Source organism: Enterobacter sp. PL_is514 (assembly GCF_055816715.1).
In genome coordinates this window covers 1-23,967 of sequence record NZ_JBVPGN010000034.1, presented here as the reverse complement: position 1 = coordinate 23,967, position 23,967 = coordinate 1, and the positions used below count along the sequence as shown (strand labels likewise).

Here is a 23,967-nt window from a genome sequence, read left to right as displayed (position 1 = left end):
GAAGAACAAGAACTCACTACCATGCAGAAGAAATCGATTTATGTAGCCTACACTGGCGGTACCATCGGTATGCAGCGCTCCGAAAACGGCTATATCCCCGTCTCCGGCCACCTTCAGCGTCAGCTTGCGCTGATGCCAGAATTCCACCGTCCGGAAATGCCTGACTTTACTATCCACGAATACGAGCCGCTGATGGACTCCTCCGACATGACGCCGGAAGACTGGCAGCACATCGCGGATGACATTAAAGCCCATTACGACCAGTACGACGGCTTCGTGATCCTGCACGGTACCGACACCATGGCGTTTACCGCCTCGGCGCTCTCCTTCATGCTGGAGAACCTGAGCAAGCCGGTTATCGTCACCGGGTCGCAAATCCCGCTGGCGGAGCTGCGCTCCGACGGGCAGATCAACCTGCTGAACTCCCTGTACGTGGCGGCGAATTACCCGATCAACGAAGTGTCGCTGTTCTTTAATAACCGTCTGTATCGCGGCAACCGCACCACCAAAGCCCACGCAGACGGCTTTGACGCCTTTGCCTCCCCTAACCTGCAGCCGCTGCTGGAGGCCGGTATTCATATCCGTCGTCTGGGAACCCCTCCGGCGCCGAACACCGCCGGCGAGCTGATTGTGCATCCGATTACTCCGCAACCGATTGGCGTGGTCACCATCTATCCGGGTATCTCTGCGGACGTGGTGCGTAACTTCCTGCGCCAGCCGGTAAAAGCGCTGATCCTGCGCTCCTACGGCGTAGGCAATGCGCCGCAGAACGGTGAATTCCTGAAAGAGCTTCAGGAAGCCAGCGAGCGCGGAATTGTGGTGGTGAACCTGACCCAGTGCATGTCAGGTAAAGTGAATATGGGCGGCTATGCCACCGGCAACGCGCTGGCGCATGCGGGGGTCATCAGCGGCTTCGATATGACCGTTGAGGCAACGCTGACTAAACTTCACTATTTACTGAGTCAGGATCTGGACATTCAGTCCATTCGCAGCGCGATGATGCAAAACCTGCGCGGCGAGCTGACCCCGGACGAATAAGGAGTGCTCATGAAGCAACGCGCCCTGCTACTGGTCGATTTGCAAAATGATTTCTGCGCGGGCGGTGCGCTGGCCGTCGCCGAAGGTGACAGCACCGTTGACGTGGCCAACACGCTGATAGACTGGTGCAAAGCCCGCAGCGAAGCGGTTGTCGCAAGCCAGGACTGGCACCCGGCGAACCACGGCAGCTTTGCCAGCCAGCATAACGTCGAGCCTTTCACTCAGGGAGAGCTCGACGGGCTGGCGCAAACCTTCTGGCCGGATCACTGCGTACAGCAGACGGAAGGCGCGGCGCTGCATCCGCTCCTGAATCAGAGAGCCATCGACGCGGTGTTCCATAAAGGTGAAAACCCGGCTATCGACAGCTATAGCGCGTTTTTTGATAACGGGCATCGCCAGAAAACGGCGCTGGACGCGTGGTTACGTCATCACGAAATCACGGAGCTGATTGTGCTGGGGCTGGCGACGGACTACTGCGTGAAGTTCACCGTGCTGGATGCGCTCCAGTTAGGTTATACCGTCAGCGTCATCACCGACGGCTGCCGCGGGGTGAACATTCACCCGCAGGACAGCGCTCAGGCGTTTATGGATATGGCTGCGGAAGGCGCGACGCTGTATACGCTCGAAGACTGGCTGGAGACGCAGGCGTAAGCCTTTTAAGCCGGGTGGCGCTGACGCTTACCCGGCAATCCCCCCTCTCCGATCCCCCATAAAGTGAACTCCCTCGCATCCTCAGCGAAGCGGCAATGCTATTCTCTTTAGGCTGTTTTTTCGCCACGCCTTTTCCGTGGCGTGGTTAATTTTATTAAGTCAAAGAGGAACTTGTATGAAACGTTTGCCCTTGCTGGCAGCATTACCCTTGCTTTGCGCGTCAGTTGCCTCCGCCAGTTCCATGATGTCCGTGGGCTACTTTAACGGGGGTGGCGATGTCACCGCCGGACCGGGTGGCGATATCAATAAACTGGACGTTCGCCAGATCACCCATCTGAACTACTCGTTTGGTCTGGTCTATAACGACGAAAAAGACGAAACCAATGCCGCGCTGAAAGATCCGGCGAAGCTGCATCAAATCTGGCTATCGCCAAAAGTGGCGTCCGATCTGGCCTTAATCCCCACTCTGCGTAAGCAAAACCCGAACCTCAAAGTGCTGCTTTCCATCGGCGGCTGGGGGGGGCGCGGCTTCTCCGGCGCAGCGGCAACCCAAGAGACGCGCGCGGTGTTTATCCGCTCCGCGCAGGAGATTGTCGACAAATACGGCCTGGACGGGATCGATCTTGACTGGGAGTATCCGGTCAACGGCGCCTGGGGGCTGGTGGCAAGCCAGCCTGCCGACCGGGGTAACTTTACCGCCCTGCTGAAAGAGTTGCGCGACGCGTTCGGGCATAAAAAGCTGGTCACCATTGCGGTAGGCGCGAATGCGGAAAGTCCGAAAAGCTGGGTGGATGTGAAAGCCATTGCGCCCCTGCTCGACTACATCAACCTGATGACCTACGACATGGCGTACGGTACGCAGTATTTTAACGCCAACCTGTATGACTCCAGCACCTGGCCGACGGTGGCCGCCGCGGACAAATACAGCGTGGACTTTGTGGTGAACAACTATCTGGCCGCCGGGCTGAAGCCGCAGCAGATGAATCTCGGGATTGGTTTCTATGGCCGCGTACCCAAACGCGCCGTAGAGCCGGGGATCGACTGGACCAAACCGGATGCGCAAAAAAATCCGGTTACCCAGCCCTACTTCGGGCCGCAGGAGATCGGGTTGTTCAAGTCACTCGGCTATGACCTGACCAAAGATACCTACGTGAAGTACAACGATATCGTGAAAAAGCTGTTGAACGATCCGCAGAAGCGCTTTACCGAGCACTGGGACGACCAGGCAAAGGTGCCGTGGCTCTCGGTGAAGGGTGCCGATGGCAACGCGCTGTTTGCGATTTCGTATGAGAACCCACGATCCGTGGCGATCAAAGCGGACTACATCAAAGAGAAAGGTCTTGCCGGGGCGATGTTCTGGGAGTACGGGGCTGATGACAACAATCAGTTAGCGAAACAGCTGGCGGAGTCGCTCGGGATCCCGCATAAGTAGTAAGACAATCAAGCCCTCTCCCCGTGGGAGAGGGTTGGGTGAGGGCATCAACCCGCACCGTTATTGCATTTTAATCGTCGCAATCGGCTTCGGCGTGATGCCAAAGTCTTCTTTCAGCTCACGCTTGCTCTTCATCACCATCTGGCCACGGGTGTCGATCGTCATGTGCTGTGCGTCGGTGTTATTGCGCGCCTGCCACAGCATCACCAGCTGCAGGCTGTTCTCTTTTTGCTCCGGGGTCAGCGCGACGCCATCGGGCCATTTTCCCAGCTCTACGGCGGTCACCAGACGCTGATAAATCTCCGGCGTCATACCGCTAATCATGTCATCAATATTCACAATCCCGCCCTTTTAAAGGAATAATTTGCTGAATCGTTTTTTCAACCCTTCACCTGGTCGCCGTTTTCGTCGTCAGTGAAGCTCATTGAGGCTGAATTCACGCAGAAACGCTCGCCCGTGGGCTGAGGGCCATCCGGGAAGACGTGCCCAAGGTGCGCATCGCAGTTGCCGCAGCGAATTTCCGTGCGCACCATGCCGTGCGACGAGTCGGTCAGGTAGCGGATGGCCTCATCGCTCACCGGCTCGTAAAAGCTCGGCCAGCCGCAGCCAGAATCAAATTTCGTTTGTGAATTAAACAGCGGCGCATCACAGACCAGGCAGTGGTAGACGCCGTCCCGCTTGTTGTGCAGTAAACGCCCGGTGAACGGCGGTTCCGTCCCGTGATTCTGCGTCACGTAAAACTGCATTTCTGTGAGGTTTTTTTTCAAATCTTCAGGGTTACGTTGGTTCGACATATGCTTACATCTCGCTGTAGAAACAGACATCTTTTAACCCGGATTCTAACAAAACATTAACACCCTTGCGTGCACTTTTGATCTAAACTTATGTGTCGCGAAAAGGCGGTCAGGCAATTGTGACCATGCTCACATTTTTATCCTGCGAGGCCTTTAAAATCCCGGCGCAGCCCCCATATGGGTGCAAGCTCAAAGGGAAAGTGAGGCGAGTCAGTCGCACAAACGTTAGTCACAGGATTGATTTGTCGCAATGATTGACACGATTCCGCTTGACGCTGCGTAAGGTTTTTGTAATTTTACAGGCAACCTTTTATTCACTAACAAATAGCTGGTGGAATATATGACTATCAAAGTAGGTATCAACGGTTTTGGCCGTATCGGCCGTATTGTTTTCCGTGCTGCTCAGAAACGTTCTGACATCGAAATCGTTGGTATCAACGATCTCCTGGACGCTGAATACATGGCGTACATGCTGAAGTACGACTCAACTCACGGTCGTTTCGACGGCACCGTTGAAGTGAAAGACGGCCACCTGGTTGTTAATGGCAAAACCATCCGCGTTACTGCTGAAAAAGACCCAGCTAACCTGAAATGGAACGAAATCGGTGTTGACGTTGTTGCTGAAGCAACCGGTATCTTCCTGACCGACGAAACTGCACGTAAACACATCACTGCGGGTGCGAAGAAAGTTGTTCTGACTGGTCCTTCCAAAGACAACACCCCAATGTTCGTTCGTGGTGCAAACTTCGAAACTTACGCTGGCCAGGATATCGTGTCTAACGCATCCTGCACCACCAACTGCCTGGCACCGCTGGCTAAAGTTATCAACGACAACTTCGGCATCATCGAAGGTCTGATGACTACCGTTCACGCAACCACCGCTACTCAGAAAACCGTTGATGGCCCGTCTCACAAAGACTGGCGCGGCGGCCGTGGCGCGGCTCAGAACATCATCCCATCCTCTACCGGTGCTGCTAAAGCTGTAGGTAAAGTACTGCCAGAACTGAATGGCAAACTGACTGGTATGGCGTTCCGCGTTCCAACTCCTAACGTATCCGTTGTTGACCTGACCGTTCGTCTGGAAAAAGCTGCTTCTTATGAAGAAATTAAGAAAGCAATCAAAGCTGCTTCTGAAGGCGCAATGAAAGGCGTTCTGGGCTACACCGAAGACGACGTTGTATCTACCGATTTCAACGGTGAAGTGTGCACTTCCGTGTTCGATGCTAAAGCGGGTATCGCACTGAACGACAACTTCGTTAAACTGGTATCCTGGTACGACAACGAAACTGGCTACTCTAACAAAGTACTGGACCTGATCGCTCACATCTCTAAATAAGTTGAGATGAGTGCTTGATCCAAAAAGGCGACTTCGGTCGCCTTTTTTATTTATAAGACAGAGGATTGCTTAATGATTAATAAAATTTTTGCACTTCCGGTAGTCGAACAACTTACCCCTGTGCTTTCCCGCCGTCAGATTGACGGTGCCGACGTTATCGTCGTTGACCATCCACGCGTTAAAGCCTCCGTGGCGCTGAACGGCGCCCACCTGCTCTCCTGGAAACCCGAAGGTGAAGCAGAGGGATTGTGGCTGAGCGATGCGACCTCCTTCAAAAAAGGGGCGGCTATTCGCGGTGGCGTACCGATCTGCTGGCCGTGGTTCGGCCCGTCCGCCCAGCAGGGTTTGCCTTCTCACGGTTTTGCCCGTAACCAGCAGTGGACGCTGAAAGCGCACAACGAAGATGACAACGGCGCCGTGCTGACCTTTGAGCTGCAGGCTAATGATGAAACCCGCGCCCTCTGGCCGCATGATTTCACCCTGTATGCCCGCTTTAAGCTTGGTAAAACCTGTGAAATCGAACTGGAAGCCCACGGTGAGTTTGAAACCACCGCAGCCCTGCACACCTACTTCAACGTAGGTGATATCGGCGCAGTGAAGGTGAGCGGTCTTGGCGATACCTTTATCGACAAAGTGGATAACGCCAAAGAAGGTAAACTGAGCGACGGTATACAGACATTCCCTGACCGTACCGACCGCGTCTACCTGCACCCGGAAGCGTGCAGCGTGATCCACGACGGCGCGCTGAACCGCGGAATTGAAGTGGTCCATCATCATCACAGCGACGTGGTGGGCTGGAACCCGGGCCCGGCGCTGTCCGTCAGCATGGCCGACATGACGGATGAAGGGTATAAAACGTTTGTCTGCGTGGAAACCGCCTGCGTGAGCACCCCGCAAAAAGCGAGCGACGAAAAACCGTCTCGTTTAGGGCAGACGATCCGCATTGTTAAGCGATAATTTTTCTGCACCACATCAAAGCAAACGGGGCGCGCGCGCCCCGTTTTAATGCATCAATTGCACAATATTAGTGCGCAATCAGAACTTGTAGCTCACGCCGACAGAGAAAATACCTGCCCATGACTTGTCGACCATCGGGCTGTCCTTCACTTCGTCGCTCAGACGCTCATAGCGGCCGGTACCGTACACGCTCCAGTCGCCGAGGAAGTTATAGCTCGCGGTCAGCTCCAGGTACGGATCCCAGCCGTCATCTGCGCTGTAGCTCTTCAGACCACTGCGGCGGGACTCGTTTTTAGACACGCCATAGTAATAGTCGTTGTAGTTCTCGCTGTTGTACTGCACACCAATACCCGGCGTCAGGGTCAGACCACCGTTGGTATAACGGTACAGCCACGCCAGATCCCAGATAAAGCCGTTGCTGTTATCCAGCGTATCGCCCGCCAGGGCCGTACGCAGGAAGCCATACTGGGTGTTATGCACGTATGAGAGGCCGGCCATCATCGAGCTTTTGCGCTTGTCGAGCTGGCGAAGCGCGTGGCTGTCGCTGTCACCCGGCTTGAAGTGCGTCGGATCATAGTAGGCCATGATGGAGAGCTTATCGGCCGTATCGTTCCAGAGATAGTAGCCGCCGCCGAGCCCGCGGAACCAGACGTTATCGCCTTCATAGGTGATAACGGGAACAGGATAAACGTCACGGTCATACTGTTTGTACGGGCTGTTAATGACGCCAACACCCGCGCCAACCGTCCACTGACTTTCCGCCTGTGCGGTGTTCACTGCGGTCGCGGCAAGGATGCCTAATGCCAGAAGTTTGAGTTTGGTCACAATCCATTCTTTCCTGTAGTCAAATAATCAGCGGATGAAGTGTAACCGCCATTCCCGTACATCCCAAAATTTTTTGCCTGCTAATCAGCCTGATTAACCCATTATTTTTAACTTATCAGATGACAGCCTGCTTTCATTTATATGACCACTGAATGAAAAACGTGCATTTGTCTTATAACGACAGTGGAAATTTTTGGATGAGTTATTGATATGTCATTGAAAGTAGATTTTCTGGGCATGCAAGTTTTGCAAATGCCATCTACGCTTTAATTTAAGAAGAGTTTTCCTGAACACCTGCGGTTCTTAGCGTCTGACCTGGCACACAGGTTGCTGCTTTGGTAGTGAGGTGCGAGAGATTCTCTTCCGGGAGCCTCCACTACTCATACGAACGGCTCTTATCCTGTGCTAAAAAACGAAAGGACGGCATGCCATGAATATATTCGATCACTATCGCCAGCGCTATGAAGCTGCCAAGGACGAAGAGTTCACACTGCAGGAGTTTCTTACCATCTGTCGGCAAGATCGCAGTGCCTATGCCAATGCGGCAGAACGGCTATTGATGGCTATTGGTGAGCCAAACATGGTTGACACTGCCCTGGAGCCTCGGCTTTCCCGTCTCTTTTCGAATCGGGTGGTCGCCCGATATCCGGCGTTTGAAGAGTTCTATGGTATGGAAGATGCCATCGAACAGATTGTCTCCTATCTGAAGCATGCCGCTCAGGGTCTGGAAGAGAAGAAACAGATCCTCTATTTACTCGGCCCCGTGGGCGGCGGTAAATCCTCGCTGGCGGAACGCCTGAAGTCGTTGATGCAGCGCGTGCCTATCTATGTGCTGAGCGCCAACGGTGAACGCAGCCCGGTGAACGACCATCCGCTGTGCCTGTTCAATCCGCAGGAAGATGCGCAGATTCTGGACAAAGAGTATGGCATCCCGCGTCGCTATCTCGGCACCATCATGTCGCCGTGGGCGGCAAAACGCCTGCACGAGTTTGGTGGCGATATCACCAAATTCCGCGTGGTGAAAGTCTGGCCGTCTATCCTTGAACAGATCGCCATCGCCAAAACGGAACCTGGCGATGAGAACAACCAGGACATCTCGGCGCTGGTGGGTAAAGTCGACATCCGTAAGCTGGAAAACTTCGCGCAAAACGATCCGGATGCCTACGGTTACTCGGGCGCGCTGTGCCGCGCGAACCAGGGGATTATGGAGTTCGTCGAGATGTTTAAAGCGCCAATCAAGGTGCTGCATCCGCTGCTGACGGCGACTCAGGAAGGCAACTACAACGGGACGGAAGGTATCTCCGCCCTGCCGTTTAACGGGATTATTCTCGCCCACTCGAACGAATCTGAATGGGTGACCTTCCGTAATAACAAAAACAATGAGGCCTTCCTTGACCGCGTGTACATCGTCAAGGTGCCTTATTGCCTGCGGATCTCCGAAGAGATCAAAATTTACGAGAAACTGCTTAACCACAGTGAGCTGGTGCATGCCCCCTGCGCGCCCGGCACGCTGGAAACGCTGTCACGCTTCTCCATCCTTTCGCGTCTGAAAGAGCCGGAAAACTCCAGCATCTATTCGAAAATGCGCGTCTATGACGGTGAAAGCCTGAAAGATACCGACCCGAAAGCGAAGTCGTATCAGGAATACCGCGACTATGCCGGGGTTGATGAGGGGATGAACGGTCTGTCTACGCGTTTCGCGTTTAAGATCCTCTCCCGCGTCTTTAACTTCGACCATGCGGAAGTGGCGGCCAACCCGGTTCATCTGTTCTACGTGCTGGAGCAGCAAATCGAGCGCGAGCAGTTCCCGCAGGAGCAGGCCGAACGCTACCTTGAGTTCCTCAAAGGTTACCTGATCCCGAAATACGCCGAGTTCATTGGCAAAGAGATCCAGACGGCCTACCTGGAATCCTATTCAGAGTACGGGCAGAACATTTTCGACCGTTATGTCACCTACGCTGACTTCTGGATCCAGGATCAGGAGTACCGCGACCCGGATACCGGCCAGCTGTTTGACCGTGAATCCCTGAACGCGGAGCTGGAAAAAATCGAGAAGCCTGCCGGGATCAGCAACCCGAAAGACTTCCGTAACGAGATTGTGAACTTCGTCCTGCGCGCCAGAGCGCATAACAACGGGCGCAATCCGAACTGGACCAGCTACGAGAAACTGCGCACGGTCATTGAGAAGAAAATGTTCTCCAATACCGAAGAGCTGCTGCCGGTGATCTCGTTTAACGCCAAAACCTCAACCGATGAACAGAAAAAACACGACGATTTTGTCGACCGTATGATGGAAAAAGGCTACACCCGCAAACAGGTCCGCCTGCTCTGCGAATGGTACCTGCGCGTGCGTAAATCGTCTTAAAACAAGTGCCCGGCGGCGTTTAGCGCCTGCCGGGCCTACAAAATGCAAGTTGGCAAATGCAGTACGGGGGGTATATGACCTGGTTTATTGACCGGCGTCTTAACGGCAAAAACAAGAGCACGGTGAACCGCCAGCGCTTCTTGCGTCGTTATAAAGCGCAAATTAAACAGTCTATCTCCGAGGCCATCAACAAACGCTCGGTGACCGACGTCGACAGCGGCGAGTCTGTCTCCATCCCCACCGATGACATCAGCGAACCGATGTTTCATCAGGGGCGAGGCGGCCTGCGCCATCGCGTACACCCAGGTAATGACCATTTCGTTCAGAACGACAGAATTGAGCGCCCTCAGGGCGGCGGCGGTGGTTCAGGAAGCGGTCAGGGACAGGCCAGCCAGGACGGTGAAGGCCAGGACGAATTTGTCTTCCAGATTTCGAAAGATGAATATCTCGACCTGCTGTTTGAAGACCTGGCGCTGCCGAATCTGAAAAAGAATCAGCATCGTCAGCTTAATGAATATAAAACCCATCGCGCGGGCTATACCGCCAACGGCGTGCCCGCCAACATCAGCGTCGTGCGTTCGTTGCAGAACTCGCTGGCGCGACGCACGGCCATGACGGCAGGCAAGCGTCGCGAACTGCGCGAGCTGGAGAGCAGCCTGAAGGTGGTGGAAAACACGGAACCGGCGCAACTGCTGGAAGAGGAGCGCCTGCGTAAAGAGATTGCAGAGCTGAGGGCGAAGATCGAACGGGTACCGTTTATCGACACCTTCGACCTGCGCTACAAGAACTACGAAAAACGCCCTGAGCCCTCCAGCCAGGCGGTGATGTTCTGTCTGATGGACGTGTCCGGCTCGATGGATCAGGCAACCAAGGATATGGCGAAGCGTTTTTATATTCTGCTCTATCTGTTCCTGAGCAGAACCTATAAGAACGTGGAGGTGGTCTATATCCGCCACCACACTCAGGCGAAAGAAGTGGATGAGCATGAGTTCTTCTACTCGCAGGAGACCGGCGGGACCATCGTCTCAAGCGCCCTGAAGCTGATGGATGAAGTGGTGAAAGAGCGTTACGACCCGTCGCAGTGGAATATTTATGCCGCGCAGGCGTCGGACGGCGATAACTGGGCCGACGACTCACCGCTGTGTCACGAAATCCTGGCGAAGAAAATTCTGCCGGTGGTGCGTTACTACAGCTATATCGAAATCACCCGCCGTGCACACCAGACCCTGTGGCGGGAGTATGAACATCTGCAATCGATGTTCGATAATTTTGCCATGCAGCATATCCGTGACCAGGATGATATTTATCCTGTGTTCAGGGAGCTGTTCCACAAGCAATCTTCTACCAGCAACGCATAATCAAACAGCCAGCGAAAGCGCTGGCTGTTTTCTTTCGACCCCGTTCATCCCGTGCTAATGTAGAACGCTGCATACTGGATTATCACCGGGAAATCGTATGACTGACGACGTTATTGGGGCAGGAACCCACCAGCAACTGATTACCTTACTCACCGAGCAGGGCGCGCGGTTTCGCGTCATGGAGCACGAGGCGGTCGGGAAATGTGAAGCGGTAAGTGAAATTCGCGGAACCGATCTGCGGCAAGGCGCCAAAGCCCTGGTCTGCAAGGTGAAGGGAAACGGCGTAAAAAAACACGTTCTGGCGATCCTCGCCGCCGATCTGCAGGCTGACCTGAGCCAGCTTGCCAGTCATTTTGGCGGGCTAAAGGCCTCCCTCGCCAGCCCGGCCGAGGTCGATACCCTGACCGCCTGCGTTTTCGGCGCTATCCCGCCCTTTAGCTTCCATCCTGATTTGGCGCTGGTTGCCGACCCGCTGCTGTTCGAGCGTTTTGACGAAATCGCGTTTAACGCTGGCCTGCTGGAGAAATCCGTGATTATGGATACCCAGGATTACCTGCGCATCGCCCGTCCTGAGCTGGTAACTTTCCATAAAGCGTAACTACAATGGCTGACGCCCTGTCAGCCTTTTCGTTCCAGGAACAGCACGGAGGCGACGAGAATAACGGCAATAGCGAAAAACGATGAGGAGATAATCAGCGTTTCCACAAACATGTGATCGTTCATGATGGCGACCCCTTTTGCGATATCTGCCTCCGTTTTAATCCGCGTAAATGACAAGGTTATGACAACAATAAAATCTTTTTAAAACTGTCCTGCGTCGCGTTTGCGCGTACAGTAAGCAGGTTAATTATTCTGGCAAGGATTCCCTATGTTTGACCCTACTCTGCTCATTCTTCTGGCACTCGCCGCGCTCGGCTTTGTCAGCCATAACACCACCGTCGCCATCTCGATTCTGGTGCTTATTATTGTTCGCGTGACCCCGTTAAATACCTTTTTCCCGTGGATAGAAAAACAAGGCCTCACCATCGGGATAATCATTTTAACCATCGGGGTAATGGCGCCCATCGCCAGCGGTACGCTTCCTGCATCAACCCTGCTGCACTCGTTCGTAAACTGGAAATCGCTGGTGGCGATCGCGGTGGGGATTTTTGTGTCGTGGCTGGGCGGACGCGGCGTCACGCTAATGAGCAGCCAGCCCTCGCTGGTGGCGGGTCTGCTGGTGGGCACCGTGCTGGGCGTGGCGCTCTTCCGCGGCGTGCCGGTCGGCCCGCTGATTGCGGCAGGCCTTGTCTCGCTGTTTATCGGGAAGTCGTAGTCAGGCTGGCCATATAACGCGCCGGCGTCTGGCCCAGCCCCTTCCTGAACATGGTGATAAACGCGGTGGTCGAGTCATAGCCCAGTGACTGGGCCACCTGCTGTACCGATTTCCCACTAATCAAATGCTGTAACGCCACGATCAGCTGCAGCTGGTGACGCCAGCGGCGAAAGCTTAAACCGGTCTCTTTCACCACCAGCCGCGCCAGGCTGCGTTCGCTCATGGCAAAATGGCTCGCCCACTGCGCCAGCGTCTGCCAGGCGGCGGGCTCTTCCGCCATCTTCTCGCTCATCAGTCGAATTTTAGGATGGGGCGAGACGGGCAGCTGCAGGTGCTCCTGTCGCTGGAGCGGCAGCTCGTCAAACAGCACGTCCACCAGGCGCGACGTGGTCGCAAGAGGAAGCTGCTCACGCGATTTTTCCGCCAGGGATAAAATCAGCTCCCGCACCAGAGGAGAGATTTTCAGGGTACAGCAGCGTCCGGGCAAGCTTGCCGCCCCCGGCTCAATAAATAAAAAGCAGAGCTGCGCGCCCGGCGTGGCTCTGTTGCTGTGCGGCATCTGGCCGGGGATCCAGACTGCGTACTGGGGCGGAACCATCAGCATCGCATTTTCCACTTCGCAGGTGATTGCGCCGCCAAGGGCCAGAATCAGCTGCCCCTTACGGTGATGATGCCGGGGAATATATTGTTCCTCCGCCACCACCTGAATACGAAATGCGACGGCCGCATCGTACTGGCTATCAGGATCGTAGCCCTCCAGTCCCAGACCAATCATCAGTTTGTCCGATATTAGCGATAAACTGTCATTTTAGCCTGATTTCAACCGCTGAGAAAATCGGTATTGTGTGCCCTCGCTTGAACGTATGAGAACATAATGACTACTGCTATTCGCACCTCAGGAAAACACGGCGCGCTGTTGATTGCAGGCATCCTGATGATTGCCACTACGCTTCGCGTCACCTTTACCGGCGCAGCGCCGCTGCTCGACACTATTCGTCTTGATTATGGCTTAAGCACGGCGCAAACCGGTCTGCTGACCACCCTGCCTCTGCTGGCTTTCGCCCTTATCTCGCCGCTCGCCGCAGGCGTTGCCCGACGTATCGGCATGGAGCGCAGCCTGTTTATCGCCCTGCTGCTGATTTGCGCCGGAATTGCGGTTCGCTCTCTGCCTTCCGCCGCGCTGCTGTTCATCGGTACGGCAGTCATTGGCTGCGGTATTGCGCTCGGGAACGTGCTGTTACCCGGATTAATTAAGCGTGACTTTCCGGGCCAGGTGGCGAAGCTCACCGGTGCTTATTCCCTGACGATGGGCGTCTCGGCGGCGTTTGGTTCAGCGATGATTGTTCCCCTGGCGCAGGGGAACGCGGGCTGGCATGGCGCCCTGCTGATGCTGATGGCGTTTCCGCTGGTCGCGCTGCTGCTCTGGTTACCCCAGTGGCGTCAGAAACACGTTGCAGCGGTAACGGGCGCTGGCGCGCTGCATAATCGCGCCATCTGGCGCTCGGCGCTCGCCTGGCAGGTGACGCTCTTTTTAGGGATTAACTCGCTGATTTACTACGTCATCATCGGCTGGCTGCCGGCGATACTGCTGAGCCACGGCTACAGCGAAGCGCAGGCCGGCTCGGTGCACGGGCTGCTGCAGCTGGCCACGGCCGTGCCGGGGCTTGCCGTTCCGCTGATCCTCCACCGTCTGAAAGATCAGCGGGCCATTGCAGGCGCAGTGGCGCTGCTGTGTGCGATAAGCGCGGCGGGATTATGGTTTATGCCAGGCATGGCGGTGATGTGGACGCTGGTGTTTGGCTTTGGCACAGGAGCAACGATGATCCTCGGCCTGACGTTCATCGGTCTGCGCGCCAGCTCCGCGCACCAGGCTGCGGCGCTGTCCGGCATGGCGCAGTCGATTGGCTATCTGCTCGCCGCCTGCGGCCCTCCGCTGATGGGGAAAATTCATGATAGCGCAGGAGACTGGCGGATCCCGCTTCTGGGCTGCGCCCTGGCCGCGGTGATAATGGCCCTCTGCGGCATCTTAGCCGGGCGAGACCGGGAGATCGCGCCCCGTTAAACAGTGTGGCAGACCCTCGGGTCTGCCTTTTTTAACCGCGGGCCGCGCGCAGCATCGCCTCCACCAGCACGACCGGACGTCCTTCCAGCGCAGCACGCTCATGCTGGAATAAGGTGATCACGAAGAACGGGTGCGTGACCAGCTCCGCGGCGCGAACTTCTCCCTGGTCGTCCCAGCCCGTAACATGCATATCACCGCTTTCCAGCGCCTGTGCAAACGCCGGCGACACGCCATAGTTACAGTGATACCCCTCTTCAATTTCCGGCTTGCCGTACGCTTTGGCGATCAGCGTATTTTTGCGCAGTTCAATCGCATCGGTTTTTTCCACCAGCGAGCAGGTCAGCGGCGCAATCACCATGGTGCCTTCGGTATCCGTCTCAGCGTGTGCCGCATCAGCCCAGCCCAGCACGTTTCGGGCATACTCAATCAGCGCATGCTGGAACCCACCGCAGGTGCCCAGGAACGGGATGCTGTTTTCACGGGCATAGCGCGCGGCGATAAAAGCGGCCTCGGTGTTTTTATAGGGGCTGGCGGGTACCAGCCAGATGGCATCGTAGCCCACCAGATCTTCAGGGCTTGTCAGCTCCGTGGTGGCAAGCCAGTCGTAATCGGCGGTGAGGTCAAGCACTGCGGCGGCGTCGTCAATGGCCAGCGGGATCGCCTGATGCGCAATTACACTGGGATTGTAATCGCCAACCAGCGCAATGCGCAGCGTCGTTTTAACCGGGAGGTGTTCCATGAAAGGTTCCTTATGCCAGAGTATTATCAGATAACATAAGGAACCTCAGACTACCGATCTTTTGCAATTATCACAATACCTTAAATTGGGAGGGTGGAATCATGATTCAATGCAAACGCGTGTACGAACAGGCAGGCCCTGACGACGGCTATCGGGTACTGGTGGACAGGCTGTGGCCGCGCGGTGTTAAGAAAACGGACCTCGCGTATGACGAATGGTGTAAAGCGCTCACGCCCTCAACTGAACTACGCAAGGCCTTTCATAGCGAAACCATTGATTTCGCCGCCTTCAGTCAGGCCTATCGGGAAGAGCTGGTGCAGCATGCTGACGAGGGCGTGCGTCTGGCAACGCTGGCGCACAGGCAGACCGTCACCCTGCTCTTTGCTGCCAAAAACACGGAGCAAAATCACGCCCTGGTCTTAGCCGACTGGCTGCGCCATCTGTGATCAGCCGATCGCCAGCTCATCGTGGATTTGCGGTGCTTCATCGGGGGTGAGCGGCATCAGATGTTCGGCGCGGACAAACGCAAAACCGTGCTGATTGTCAAAGGCGTAGACATCCCCCGTCACCAGCCAGAGCGCGCGATCGGCGGTGGTCGGTAATTGCGTCATCACGCCGTTGACCGGGTTAACGAAGCGCAGGCCAGGCTGGCACAGGCCAAACAGCTCAACAGATTTACCAATATTGCGACGGCCTGACGCCGTGCGGGCACCCACGATCATCGCCATGCTGCCCGGTTTTAGCTGAAACATACTTCTCTCGCGGAAACGAACGCCAGAAACTGGCTAAGATTAATCCTAAAGAGAAGTGTATCGCAGGCGGTATCCGTCTGTCACCTGGTGGGTTGCGGATGATCGCGACGATAGAGCGTCCATTCATCGATCACTTCGCCGCCCGGTAATTTGCACTCGGTGCGAACGCCCTGCGGACTTTGAACCGGGATCTGTTCCCCGCCTTTCTCCAGGCAGTAGACGGAGGCCGGGTTCGCCATACCGATAACGTGCGGCGGTTTCGGTGCATCGGGTGGCGTGGTTTTTGCGGTGCAGGCGGCCAGGGGAAGCGCCAGCGCCAGAAGCAGAAATCTCATCTCATTGATCCTTGTGACATCATGACAGCCTAAGGGTAACGGGTCATCGCCGCGTTCTCCATGATTTCTCCATTTTAACTGCACTTTTCAGCACTATAGTGTGGCATGTTCTCGATATGACCAGAGAACATCATTCCGTAATCAAGATGTCTTTGCCCCGGTCTCAACAACGGGGCTTTTTTTCTATCCAGCTGCCCGCTCCCTGCATATATTAAATTTTCTGTATTCATGTTTTACTATGCCTGAAGCCTAAAAACTCAGCATAACATGCAGATGCAGACGTCTTCTGCCTGGGAGTCATTCTACGTCATGTCGGATCTTATCCTCGCTCGCGTTTCAGAAACCCTTGCCACCGAGCAATCCCTTGAAAGCCTCGTTCGCCAGCTGCTGGAGATGCTGGAGATTGTCACCGACATGGAGTCGACCTACCTGACGAAGGTGGATATCGAGGCGCGGCTGCAGCACATCCTCTATGCCCGCAACAGCAAACAGATGACGATCCCGGAGGGGCTGAGCGTCCCATGGGATGAGACGCTGTGCAAACGCGCGCTGGACAGTGACACGATGTTCAGCAATGACGTGCCCGAACGCTGGCCCGAGTGTGAAGCTGCAAAAGCGCTTGGCATTACCACCTACATGAGTATTCCAGTCCATCTTGCGGATGGTTCACTTTACGGAACGCTCTGCGCCACCAGCACGGCCAGAAAGCCGCTGAGCGAGCGCGGTGAACAGGTTCTGAAGCTCTTCGCCGGGCTGATTGCCCAGTCCATTCAGAAAGAGTCGCTGGTGACCCAGCTTCGCGAAGCCAATGCGGCCCTCATCGCGCACTCCTATACGGATGCCCTTACCGGTTTACCCAACCGTCGCGCCATTTTTGAAGATCTGACCACCCTCTTTTCTCTGGCCCGGCACCTGAAGCGTAACGCCATCATCGCATTTATCGATCTGGATGATTTCAAGCTGATTAACGATCGTTACGGCCACGAGGCTGGCGACCAGTTCCTGATAGAAGTGGGCAAGCGTTTGACCGAAGAGAAACAGCAGGACGATATTATCGGTCGTCTGGGGGGTGATGAATTTCTGGTCGCGTCGCTGAGCCAGCCCCACCAGGATGGGGATAACGCGCAGCTTACGTTGCTCAAAACGCGCCTCAGCGCCTGCATCGCTGGCGAATACTGGCTGGGCAGCGTTCATATTATTTATCCGGGCGCCAGCTTCGGCGTTATCGAAGTGGACCCTGCCGCAACCGATCCTGACAGCGCGTTACGCGCCGCGGATGTGGCGATGTATCAGGATAAGAAAGGAAAAAGCAAAACACGCTTTCTCACTATGGATTAACCCCGTACACTCTACGGCGTTATTGAAACCGAAACAGGTGATGGTATGAGAATAGGGATCCTTTTCCCGGTCGTTATATTTATAACGGCGGTGGTTTTTTTAGCGTGGTTTTTTGTCGGCGGCTACGCGGCTCCGGGAGCATAAATGCGGAAGACAACCGTCATTATGCTGATCGTTGCCATTGCGGCGTTTGCCGGCACGCAGCTTGGCTGGTGGTAAACCCGATACGTAAAAAGGCCGCCATCCGGCAGCCTTTTTCATCGCTTTCAGAACTTAGCTTTTGATCTTTCTGTAGATAAACAGAACAACCAGCGCACCGATCACCGCGACGGCGAAACTGCCGAAGTTAAAGCCATCGACCTTGCCAAAACCGAACAGCGTACTGATCCAGCCGCCGACTACCGCGCCGACAATACCCAGTATTACGGTGACGATAAATCCACCGCCATCTTTGCCCGGCATGATCCACTTCGCCAGAATACCCGCAATAAGCCCAAAGATAATCCAGGATAAAATTCCCATAACTTTCCTCTCTGTATGGTTTTTGTCATTAAATCAACGACACAAAAAAGAATAGCACAGGATCTGAGAAAGGAAATTTGTGATAAGCATCACTCTATGTGGTTTTTCTCCTGTCATACCCCAACAAACGCGTACCGGTTACGTCCCGCGCGTTTTGCCTGATAGAGCGCCTGGTCAGCGGCGATAATGATATTCTGCTGGCTGCCCGCGATGTCGACGGCACGTGCGGTAGAAATTCCGACGCTGACCGTTACCCGCCCAAAGGGGCTAAAGGCATGGGCGATTTGCAGCGAGAACACGTTGCGAATAATCGTCTGGGCCAGACGAAGCGCTTCCTGGATGTCCGTATCAGGTAATATCAGCGCAAACTCCTCTCCGCCGTAGCGCGCCACGATCTGATTACCACGAGTAAGACTCTCCCTGAGACTGTTTCCCAGCAGCGCCAGACAGCGGTCCCCTTCCGGATGGCCGTAGTTATCGTTGTATTTTTTGAAGAAGTCCACGTCCACAATCAGTATCGAAATCGGTGCATCATGCGCGGCACAAAGCGCGATTTCCGAGAGGATTTTTTCATCAAAAATGCGACGGTTGTAAAGCCCGGTCAGCGCATCCTCAGAGGCGATAATCTTCAGCGCCTTGTTATCTCTGGTTTTTCTGGATAAGTCGGAATACAGGAAGTATGACGCGACGATGAGTATCGCCGTGAACACGAAAATGAGCACCGCCAGTTGAATCGCCTGCTTGCGCCAGGGCGCAAGGGCCTCATCAATGCTGACGGCCACGGTGGTGACCAGCCCGTAGCGTCTGTTTTTCTCATAGGCATAAATGCGTTCGATTTTATCAAACCGCGAAATGGAACTGGCTATCCCGGTATTTTGTACCTTGAGGTATTTCCTGAAGAGCGGTGAATCGGAAACAATCGTGCCAATATAGGTATTTTTAAAAGGATAACGGACCAGCAGCACGCCTGACTCTGTTGTTAAGCCAATGACGCCCGCGTGACCAATATTAATCTGCCCGTAGAGCGCGAGAAAATTCTCGATACCCAGGGTCACCACTACGACACCGTTAAATGCCCCGGTGTGGGTTTCAAGGCGCCGACTAATGGTGATGACCCATTTACCATTGGTTCTGCTGACTACGGGCTCGCCAATAAAAATCTGCTGATTTTTATTTTCCTTGTGATAGATAAAAAATGACCTGTCCGATCCTTTGCGTGGGCCCGTAAAAGTTTCGTGTAACGCGGTAAAGATATCGCCCTGAGCATCGTAAACAACCACATTATTAATCTGGGTAAGAAGATTATCCTGATTATTTATCATCCGCTGAATATGGGTCGCCTGCTGCGGGGTCATACCATAAATTTCGATTATGTCGGAAACGGTAGTAATTAACATTTCACTCTGGCGCATGATCCCCTCGGTGTAGACATCAAGGGTATGGCTCAGGTTAGCGACGCTGGTATTAATTTGCTGGATTGACTGCTGTCTGGACGTGGCAATTTGGACGGCAAGCGACAGCGAGATGATCAACGAGACAATGATGACGGTAATGGTTGTTGTGTAAAAAGTATTTTTCACATGCACGAGCTTTTCCACCTTATCACGCCTGACATCCCTGGCTGACAACTCTTGTCACTGTAACAAAGCTCAGGATAAGAGGAAAATGAATTGCACTTAAGCATGCAACAGAAGCTCGTCGTAATTTCGTTTTACAAACTTACCGTCTCCCGGGGCTTAGATAAAATGACTTTAATAAAATCGATATAGGAGACGGGCTTACCAAAATAATAACCCTGCAACAGCGTAATCTCATTACGGTTGAGATACTCCAGCTGCGCTTTCGTTTCTACGCCTTCAGCCACAATGCGTAATGAGAGTTTTTTCGCCAGGTCAATGACGCAGTCCAGCAGGATCGTTGAGTCTTTTTCATCTGAAACCCGGTTCACAAAGCTTTTATCAATTTTAATATAATCAATGGCAAGCGCATTAAGGCATGAAAGACCTGAATAGCCGGTACCAAAATCATCCAGTGCAATGACAAAACCGGCGTTATGCAGCATGTTAAGGTTTTCCACCAGGTGAGGATTATCGATCAGCGGCTCACGCTCGGTCACCTCGAGAACCAGTTTGACTTCTTTACCCTGGAACCCCTTCCCGAAGACGCGACAGTCACCGATGAAGGATGGCGCATTGATATGTCTGGCGCTGATGTTCACCCCGATATGAAACCCGTCCGGGAGCTTAGGCAAAAGCGGCTTAAGCTGCATCACCACTTTCGCCATCAACCCTTTGGTTAGCGGAATAATCAAACCGCTACGTTCGGCAATCGGAATAAAGACATCCGGTGGAATAAAGCCTGACTTTGGATGCTTCCATCTTGCCAGGACTTCAACGCCATACAGCCCGCCGGTATCACCGTTCACGATCGGCTGGTAATACGGCACGATCTCCCCCTGCAAAATGGCCTTACGTAAGTCGTCTTCAAATGAGGTGCTTTTCCCCTTGTAACGGCGGATCAAAATGCCCACCGCCACCGATAGCACGAGAATCAGTAATATCAGGCTCCATCCCTGTTGCAGTAGCCGCGTCAGGCTAAAAAAGGCAGGCGGTTGCCAGGCCAGACTAAAGGGGAATTGTGTAGATGCCGTAAGTAACCCCGTCCACGAGGCCGCTTTCCAGCCGGTGACATCACCGTTGCGCCCAAGCATGCTATTGCCGACAACCAACCCCAGATCAACGCCGTTTGATGCGTTCGCGATGACGTCCTGCAAATGTGCATCACTGACGCTGACGGTGACACGCCCTCCCGCGATGGGCATCTGGAAGACAAGCACCGGGACGCCGTTCACCAGTCGATTGCCGGGCAGCAGCATTAATTTATGTTCAGGTAACGTCTCCGGATGCACAATCAATACGCCATTCCCGGGAAGGGAAGTACAGATGATTTTACCCTGCTGCTGGATCATGATGGCGCGCAGATGTGGTTTTAGCGCGGCTTCTGTCCCCAGCGCCAGCTGTCCGCTGCTGGTACACCCCTGCTCCGCAACGCGCTTCGCCGTGCTGGCCGCACTGACTGCTTCCGCCAGGATATTTTCTATTTTCTGGGTGCTTGCCATGGCGGTATGACTATTATTAGCCTTCGCCATCTGCCATAGCTGCCAGTTAATAATCAGAATACCGCTCAGAAAAAGAAACAAGGCACTCAGAATAGGGATCATCACGTTGCGCACGATGTTTTCCTTAATAGAAAAAACAAGCATGGATGTTCTGGAAGAAGAGCCTGTACTTACCCGGTATTGCTTATAACAATGAAAATAGCTTAGCTGAGAATTGTCTTAAAAAACTGATACTTTCGTATGAGTTCACCTGCCCGAATTTGATCACCTGACGTGATTATCAGGCTTGTGCCTTGCCCTGGCTGTGTTAAGATTTGTCAAATCAGGGAGCAGACAGGATAACTGGAAAATGAAAAAACTCGTTGCCGTTGCGATCGTTTCAACGCTCCTGGTCATCCTGTCTCTTTATGCGGTCAATGCTGTTATCGTGGGGCAGCAGAAGAGCAAACAGCGTGAGATATCCCTTACCCTATTACATTATTCGGAAGACCTGTCCCAAAGCATAGCGCTGGCCCTTAAAAGCATTACTACGCAGGGATGTGATAAAACCAGTCTTGATAGTTACAGACAAATAACGCTGAATAACTATTATTTCGACGATATTGGTTTTATCGAGAAGGGAAAAATAGTCTGTACTGCTTTTTGGGGTAAACTTGCAACGCCCGTAGCGCTTCCTGCGGAACTGCATAAAACGCCGAGAGGCTTTCTTCTGGCGCAGTTTTCCAGAAAAGATTTTTTCACGGGCAATGCGGCAATTTATAATAATATTATTATCTTCACCACTCGCTATGCTTACGATAAATTCACCCCGGTTACGGCAAGCTATTCCCTGAGTACCACCACCAAAGACTTCGGCAGAACCTTTTTTACGACCTCCCCTGAGCTAACACAGCAGAGCTGGCTGCATTCGTCGTTGTTTACCCTGACCCTGACGCAGTGCAGCGCCTTCTGGGACCTGTGCGTCATCGTGAAGCATCACGATGCAGGGCTGGCCTCGTTACCCCTGTTTATCTTTTCGTTTCTCACGGTCATACTCTTTTTTATCTGGGTCGCGATAACGTTATTTATCTTCCGTATCTATGAAGACCGTTTTTCTCTGGAACGTACGCTGATCAAGGCCGTCCTGACCAATACCATCAGCGTTAACTACCAGCCTATTATCCGCATTCACGATCAAAAAATCGTGGGTGTAGAAGTTCTGTCGCGATGGCGCGACCAAAAGCATGGGGACGTCTCTCCGGAGCTGTTTATCCCATTAATAAAAAAAATCGGTCTGTATAAAAAATATTATAATAATATTATCGAAAAATCCCTCTCAGAAATTGCCCCGCTGGCGATTAAACATCAGCTGATCGTCTCCATTAACGTTGGGCGGAAGGAAATTGAAGATGGGCAGTTCATTAACATTTTGCGTCGAGCGTGTTTAGCCAATCACTTTCCCCTTTCTCTGATGAAGGTCGAGCTTTCTGAGAAAGCCGTTTCCACGGCAGATATCCTCGAGGGGTTCTGTCAGGAGCTCAAGTCGCTCGGCGTTAAAATATCAATAGATGATTTTGGCGTGCAAAATTCAAACCTCGCCCGCCTGTCGTTGCTTGAATATGATGAGATTAAAATCGATAAGTCACTGGTGGATGGCATCAGCGAACATTATAAGCAAAACATCTTTGCTATCTTCAGCGATGCCCTCGCGAAGTTGAATAAAACGCTTGTTTTCGAGGGCGTGGAAAATGAAGTTCAGTATCGCTTTATTGCGAGCAGATATCCCGATGCGCTGATTCAGGGATGGTATTTTTCAAAAGCACTCACCCGGAGCGAGCTGGCGAAACGACTCACCGGTGTTGCACCGTAACCAGAAGCCTGGCATGACCTTTTTTTAGATTTGGCGTTTCCATTTTTTACGCAAAAACATATAGTCGTCACAATCAGATGGTAGATTCCCCGGAAACACACTCTTATTTTGGTTAAAAACGTGAAATTATCCTTACTTTTTCCAGTGGTACTCTTTTTTCTGACCGTGATTTTCGTGCTGTTTATCGACAAACCTGCTTCGCATATTCTGCGGAAAAAATGCATGTGGTCCGATAGCGTGATGCTGAGCTGTATCGCAAAGCATCAGCATAACGGTTTTTAAAGCAGACTATTCATTTCCCCATTGATTAAGGAAATTCGCAATATCATCAATACGACCCGCACGGATCCCGGCCTCAGCGGCCATCTCCTGCTGAGCCTCCTCACTGATCTCCTCATTATTCGATAAACGGGTGAGCAGCAGCTGGAAATAATGTGCCAGCGCGTCGAGTTCTGACTCCGCGACTTGCTCTGCGGCTTCCGTCGCATACTCCTCGGCAATGTCATAATATTTCAGTGGGATATCGTTATTCATAACAGTCTCGTCTCTGGCCTTTAAGGGTAACGTCACGAGTATATCGGACGCGTTATCTCAACCAAAGCATTGCTTCAGATAAGTAACGCAAGCAGCGCAGCGAGTGCGGGCACGGCCTGTACATACAAAATTTTTCGACTGGCGGTGGCCGCGCCAAAAAGTCCGGCAATCAACACGCAGGCCAGGAAGAAGATAGCCACCTGAATCCCCTTTTCGCCGAGCCAGAGGCTCCAGAGCAGGCCGGCCGCCAGAAAACCGTTATACAGCCCCTGATTTGCAGCCAGCACGCGGGTGTCGCGCGCAAAGTCGGGACGCAGATTAAAGGCCTTGTGCCCTGTTTTGGTATTCCACAGGAACATTTCCAGCACAAGAATGTAGAGATGGATGAGTGCAACGACAGCGATAAGGACAGTAGCTAGCATCGTGTTGTCTCCCGCAGGCAGAGGCAAAAAAAACGGGAACCCTCAGGCCCCCGCTCTTGTTTAACCCAGAAACTGGATTACATGTTCGCGATAATCGCGTCGCCAAACTCTGAACATTTCAGCAGCTTAGCGCCTTCCATCAGACGTTCGAAATCGTAAGTTACGGTTTTCGCGTTGATCGCGCCTTCCATACCTTTAACGATCAGGTCTGCGGCTTCGAACCAT

27 protein-coding genes and 1 pseudogene are annotated in these 23,967 nt (G+C 53.5%); 14 read left to right on the top strand and 14 right to left on the bottom strand.

The genetic code is table 11. The features are described from left to right. The first annotated feature begins 21 nt into the window (after positions 1-21). From ansA to chiD, 3 genes are all read left to right on the top strand, one after another. A complete protein-coding gene (ansA, locus tag AC0TNG_RS15690; RefSeq protein WP_008500705.1) occupies positions 22-1,038 on the top strand; it encodes an asparaginase in 1,017 nt (338 codons plus the stop codon). Positions 1,039-1,047: 9 nt separating this feature from the next. Then, complete coding sequence (gene pncA, locus AC0TNG_RS15685; protein WP_061715469.1) at positions 1,048-1,689, top strand: bifunctional nicotinamidase/pyrazinamidase; 642 nt, start codon at positions 1,048-1,050, stop codon at positions 1,687-1,689. A 175-nt stretch (positions 1,690-1,864) separates the two neighbouring features. Further along, the gene (gene chiD, locus AC0TNG_RS15680) at positions 1,865-3,121 is read left to right on the top strand and encodes a chitinase ChiD (protein WP_417927230.1); all 1,257 of its coding nucleotides are present in this window, start codon (positions 1,865-1,867) and stop codon (positions 3,119-3,121) included. Positions 3,122-3,181: 60 nt separating this feature from the next. On the opposite strand, the gene AC0TNG_RS15675 is transcribed toward chiD, so the two are convergent. Continuing rightward, positions 3,182-3,445, bottom strand: coding sequence for a YeaC family protein (locus AC0TNG_RS15675; RefSeq protein ID WP_463727032.1), 264 nt, complete (start codon positions 3,443-3,445; stop codon positions 3,182-3,184). Between the two features lie 56 nt (positions 3,446-3,501). Continuing rightward, complete coding sequence (gene msrB, locus AC0TNG_RS15670; protein ID WP_024908573.1) at positions 3,502-3,915, bottom strand: peptide-methionine (R)-S-oxide reductase MsrB; 414 nt, start codon at positions 3,913-3,915, stop codon at positions 3,502-3,504. 340 nt (positions 3,916-4,255) lie between these two features. Here msrB and gapA point away from each other — a divergent pair, with 340 nt between their 5' ends. Both gapA and AC0TNG_RS15660 read left to right on the top strand, forming a co-directional pair. After that, positions 4,256-5,251, top strand: coding sequence for a glyceraldehyde-3-phosphate dehydrogenase (gene gapA / locus AC0TNG_RS15665; protein ID WP_014831506.1), 996 nt, complete (start codon positions 4,256-4,258; stop codon positions 5,249-5,251). Between the two features lie 72 nt (positions 5,252-5,323). Further along, positions 5,324-6,208 (top strand): D-hexose-6-phosphate mutarotase, encoded by an 885-nt coding sequence (locus AC0TNG_RS15660; RefSeq protein ID WP_024908574.1) that lies wholly within the window; start codon positions 5,324-5,326, stop codon positions 6,206-6,208. Between the two features lie 78 nt (positions 6,209-6,286). Here AC0TNG_RS15660 and AC0TNG_RS15655 read toward each other — a convergent pair whose 3' ends face one another. Further along, positions 6,287-7,033 (bottom strand): MipA/OmpV family protein, encoded by a 747-nt coding sequence (locus AC0TNG_RS15655; RefSeq protein WP_024908575.1) that lies wholly within the window; start codon positions 7,031-7,033, stop codon positions 6,287-6,289. Positions 7,034-7,463: 430 nt separating this feature from the next. On the opposite strand from AC0TNG_RS15655, the gene yeaG reads away from it, so the two are divergent. The 3 genes from yeaG (at position 7,464) to AC0TNG_RS15640 (ending at position 11,354) form a co-directional block, all read left to right on the top strand. After that, positions 7,464-9,398: a protein kinase YeaG gene (gene yeaG / locus AC0TNG_RS15650; protein ID WP_008500713.1), complete on the top strand. Its 1,935-nt coding sequence runs from the start codon at positions 7,464-7,466 to the stop codon at positions 9,396-9,398. Positions 9,399-9,472: 74 nt separating this feature from the next. Then, a complete protein-coding gene (locus AC0TNG_RS15645; RefSeq protein WP_024908577.1) occupies positions 9,473-10,756 on the top strand; it encodes a YeaH/YhbH family protein in 1,284 nt (427 codons plus the stop codon). Between the two features lie 97 nt (positions 10,757-10,853). Then, entirely contained in the window at positions 10,854-11,354 is a 501-nt protein-coding gene (locus AC0TNG_RS15640) for a YbaK/prolyl-tRNA synthetase associated domain-containing protein (RefSeq protein WP_047651996.1), read from the top strand. Between the two features lie 20 nt (positions 11,355-11,374). Here the strand turns inward: AC0TNG_RS15640 and yoaI are convergent, their stop codons facing one another. After that, complete coding sequence (yoaI, locus tag AC0TNG_RS15635; protein WP_010430055.1) at positions 11,375-11,479, bottom strand: small membrane protein YoaI; 105 nt, start codon at positions 11,477-11,479, stop codon at positions 11,375-11,377. 145 nt (positions 11,480-11,624) lie between these two features. On the opposite strand from yoaI, the gene AC0TNG_RS15630 reads away from it, so the two are divergent. Further along, positions 11,625-12,071, top strand: a complete 447-nt coding sequence (locus AC0TNG_RS15630) for a DUF441 domain-containing protein (RefSeq protein ID WP_024908579.1) — start codon at positions 11,625-11,627, stop codon at positions 12,069-12,071. On the opposite strand, the gene AC0TNG_RS15625 is transcribed toward AC0TNG_RS15630, so the two are convergent. Continuing rightward, complete coding sequence (locus AC0TNG_RS15625) at positions 12,055-12,846, bottom strand: AraC family transcriptional regulator (protein WP_473702374.1); 792 nt, start codon at positions 12,844-12,846, stop codon at positions 12,055-12,057. The two genes, AC0TNG_RS15630 and AC0TNG_RS15625, sit on opposite strands and share 17 nt — an antisense overlap. A 99-nt stretch (positions 12,847-12,945) precedes the next feature. On the opposite strand from AC0TNG_RS15625, the gene AC0TNG_RS15620 reads away from it, so the two are divergent. After that, a complete protein-coding gene (locus tag AC0TNG_RS15620) occupies positions 12,946-14,133 on the top strand; it encodes a CynX/NimT family MFS transporter (RefSeq protein WP_061715517.1) in 1,188 nt (395 codons plus the stop codon). A gap of 31 nt (positions 14,134-14,164) precedes the next feature. Here the strand turns inward: AC0TNG_RS15620 and AC0TNG_RS15615 are convergent, their stop codons facing one another. Next, entirely contained in the window at positions 14,165-14,872 is a 708-nt protein-coding gene (locus AC0TNG_RS15615; protein ID WP_473712738.1) for a CTP synthase C-terminal region-related (seleno)protein, read from the bottom strand. A 101-nt stretch (positions 14,873-14,973) separates the two neighbouring features. Here AC0TNG_RS15615 and AC0TNG_RS15610 point away from each other — a divergent pair, with 101 nt between their 5' ends. Continuing rightward, on the top strand, positions 14,974-15,318 hold the full coding sequence (locus AC0TNG_RS15610; protein WP_248164093.1) for a DUF488 domain-containing protein: 345 nt from the start codon (positions 14,974-14,976) through the stop codon (positions 15,316-15,318). Here AC0TNG_RS15610 and AC0TNG_RS15605 read toward each other — a convergent pair whose 3' ends face one another. Beyond that, positions 15,319-15,624, bottom strand: a complete 306-nt coding sequence (locus tag AC0TNG_RS15605; protein WP_024908584.1) for a nuclear transport factor 2 family protein — start codon at positions 15,622-15,624, stop codon at positions 15,319-15,321. It lies immediately after the preceding gene. A gap of 80 nt (positions 15,625-15,704) precedes the next feature. Continuing rightward, positions 15,705-15,959 carry a putative hemolysin gene (locus AC0TNG_RS15600; protein WP_024908585.1) on the bottom strand — a complete coding sequence of 85 codons (255 nt, stop codon included), beginning with the start codon at positions 15,957-15,959 and terminating at the stop codon, positions 15,705-15,707. A 309-nt stretch (positions 15,960-16,268) separates the two neighbouring features. On the opposite strand from AC0TNG_RS15600, the gene AC0TNG_RS15595 reads away from it, so the two are divergent. Continuing rightward, complete coding sequence (locus AC0TNG_RS15595; RefSeq protein ID WP_048990801.1) at positions 16,269-17,297, top strand: sensor domain-containing diguanylate cyclase; 1,029 nt, start codon at positions 16,269-16,271, stop codon at positions 17,295-17,297. Positions 17,298-17,342: 45 nt separating this feature from the next. Beyond that, positions 17,343-17,441, top strand: a complete 99-nt coding sequence (locus AC0TNG_RS15590; protein ID WP_014883431.1) for a YoaK family small membrane protein — start codon at positions 17,343-17,345, stop codon at positions 17,439-17,441. A gap of 129 nt (positions 17,442-17,570) precedes the next feature. Here AC0TNG_RS15590 and AC0TNG_RS15585 read toward each other — a convergent pair whose 3' ends face one another. From AC0TNG_RS15585 to AC0TNG_RS15575, 3 genes are all read right to left on the bottom strand, one after another. Beyond that, entirely contained in the window at positions 17,571-17,819 is a 249-nt protein-coding gene (locus tag AC0TNG_RS15585) for a GlsB/YeaQ/YmgE family stress response membrane protein (RefSeq protein ID WP_008500746.1), read from the bottom strand. Positions 17,820-17,932: 113 nt separating this feature from the next. Further along, positions 17,933-19,417 carry a sensor domain-containing diguanylate cyclase gene (locus tag AC0TNG_RS15580; protein WP_370883857.1) on the bottom strand — a complete coding sequence of 495 codons (1,485 nt, stop codon included), beginning with the start codon at positions 19,415-19,417 and terminating at the stop codon, positions 17,933-17,935. A 113-nt stretch (positions 19,418-19,530) separates the two neighbouring features. Then, a complete protein-coding gene (locus tag AC0TNG_RS15575) occupies positions 19,531-21,051 on the bottom strand; it encodes an EAL domain-containing protein (RefSeq protein ID WP_417927228.1) in 1,521 nt (506 codons plus the stop codon). A gap of 235 nt (positions 21,052-21,286) precedes the next feature. On the opposite strand from AC0TNG_RS15575, the gene AC0TNG_RS15570 reads away from it, so the two are divergent. After that, positions 21,287-22,786: an EAL domain-containing protein gene (locus tag AC0TNG_RS15570; RefSeq protein WP_024908589.1), complete on the top strand. Its 1,500-nt coding sequence runs from the start codon at positions 21,287-21,289 to the stop codon at positions 22,784-22,786. Positions 22,787-23,074: 288 nt separating this feature from the next. On the opposite strand, the gene AC0TNG_RS15565 is transcribed toward AC0TNG_RS15570, so the two are convergent. The 3 genes and pseudogenes from AC0TNG_RS15565 to AC0TNG_RS15555 form a co-directional block, all read right to left on the bottom strand. Further along, the gene (locus AC0TNG_RS15565; RefSeq protein WP_024908590.1) at positions 23,075-23,320 is read right to left on the bottom strand and encodes a DUF2543 family protein; all 246 of its coding nucleotides are present in this window, start codon (positions 23,318-23,320) and stop codon (positions 23,075-23,077) included. Positions 23,321-23,394: 74 nt separating this feature from the next. After that, positions 23,395-23,742 carry a DUF1304 domain-containing protein gene (locus AC0TNG_RS15560; protein WP_032650890.1) on the bottom strand — a complete coding sequence of 116 codons (348 nt, stop codon included), beginning with the start codon at positions 23,740-23,742 and terminating at the stop codon, positions 23,395-23,397. A 77-nt stretch (positions 23,743-23,819) separates the two neighbouring features. Then, positions 23,820-23,967 (bottom strand): annotated as a pseudogene (locus tag AC0TNG_RS15555) (NADP-dependent isocitrate dehydrogenase); the annotation flags it as partial.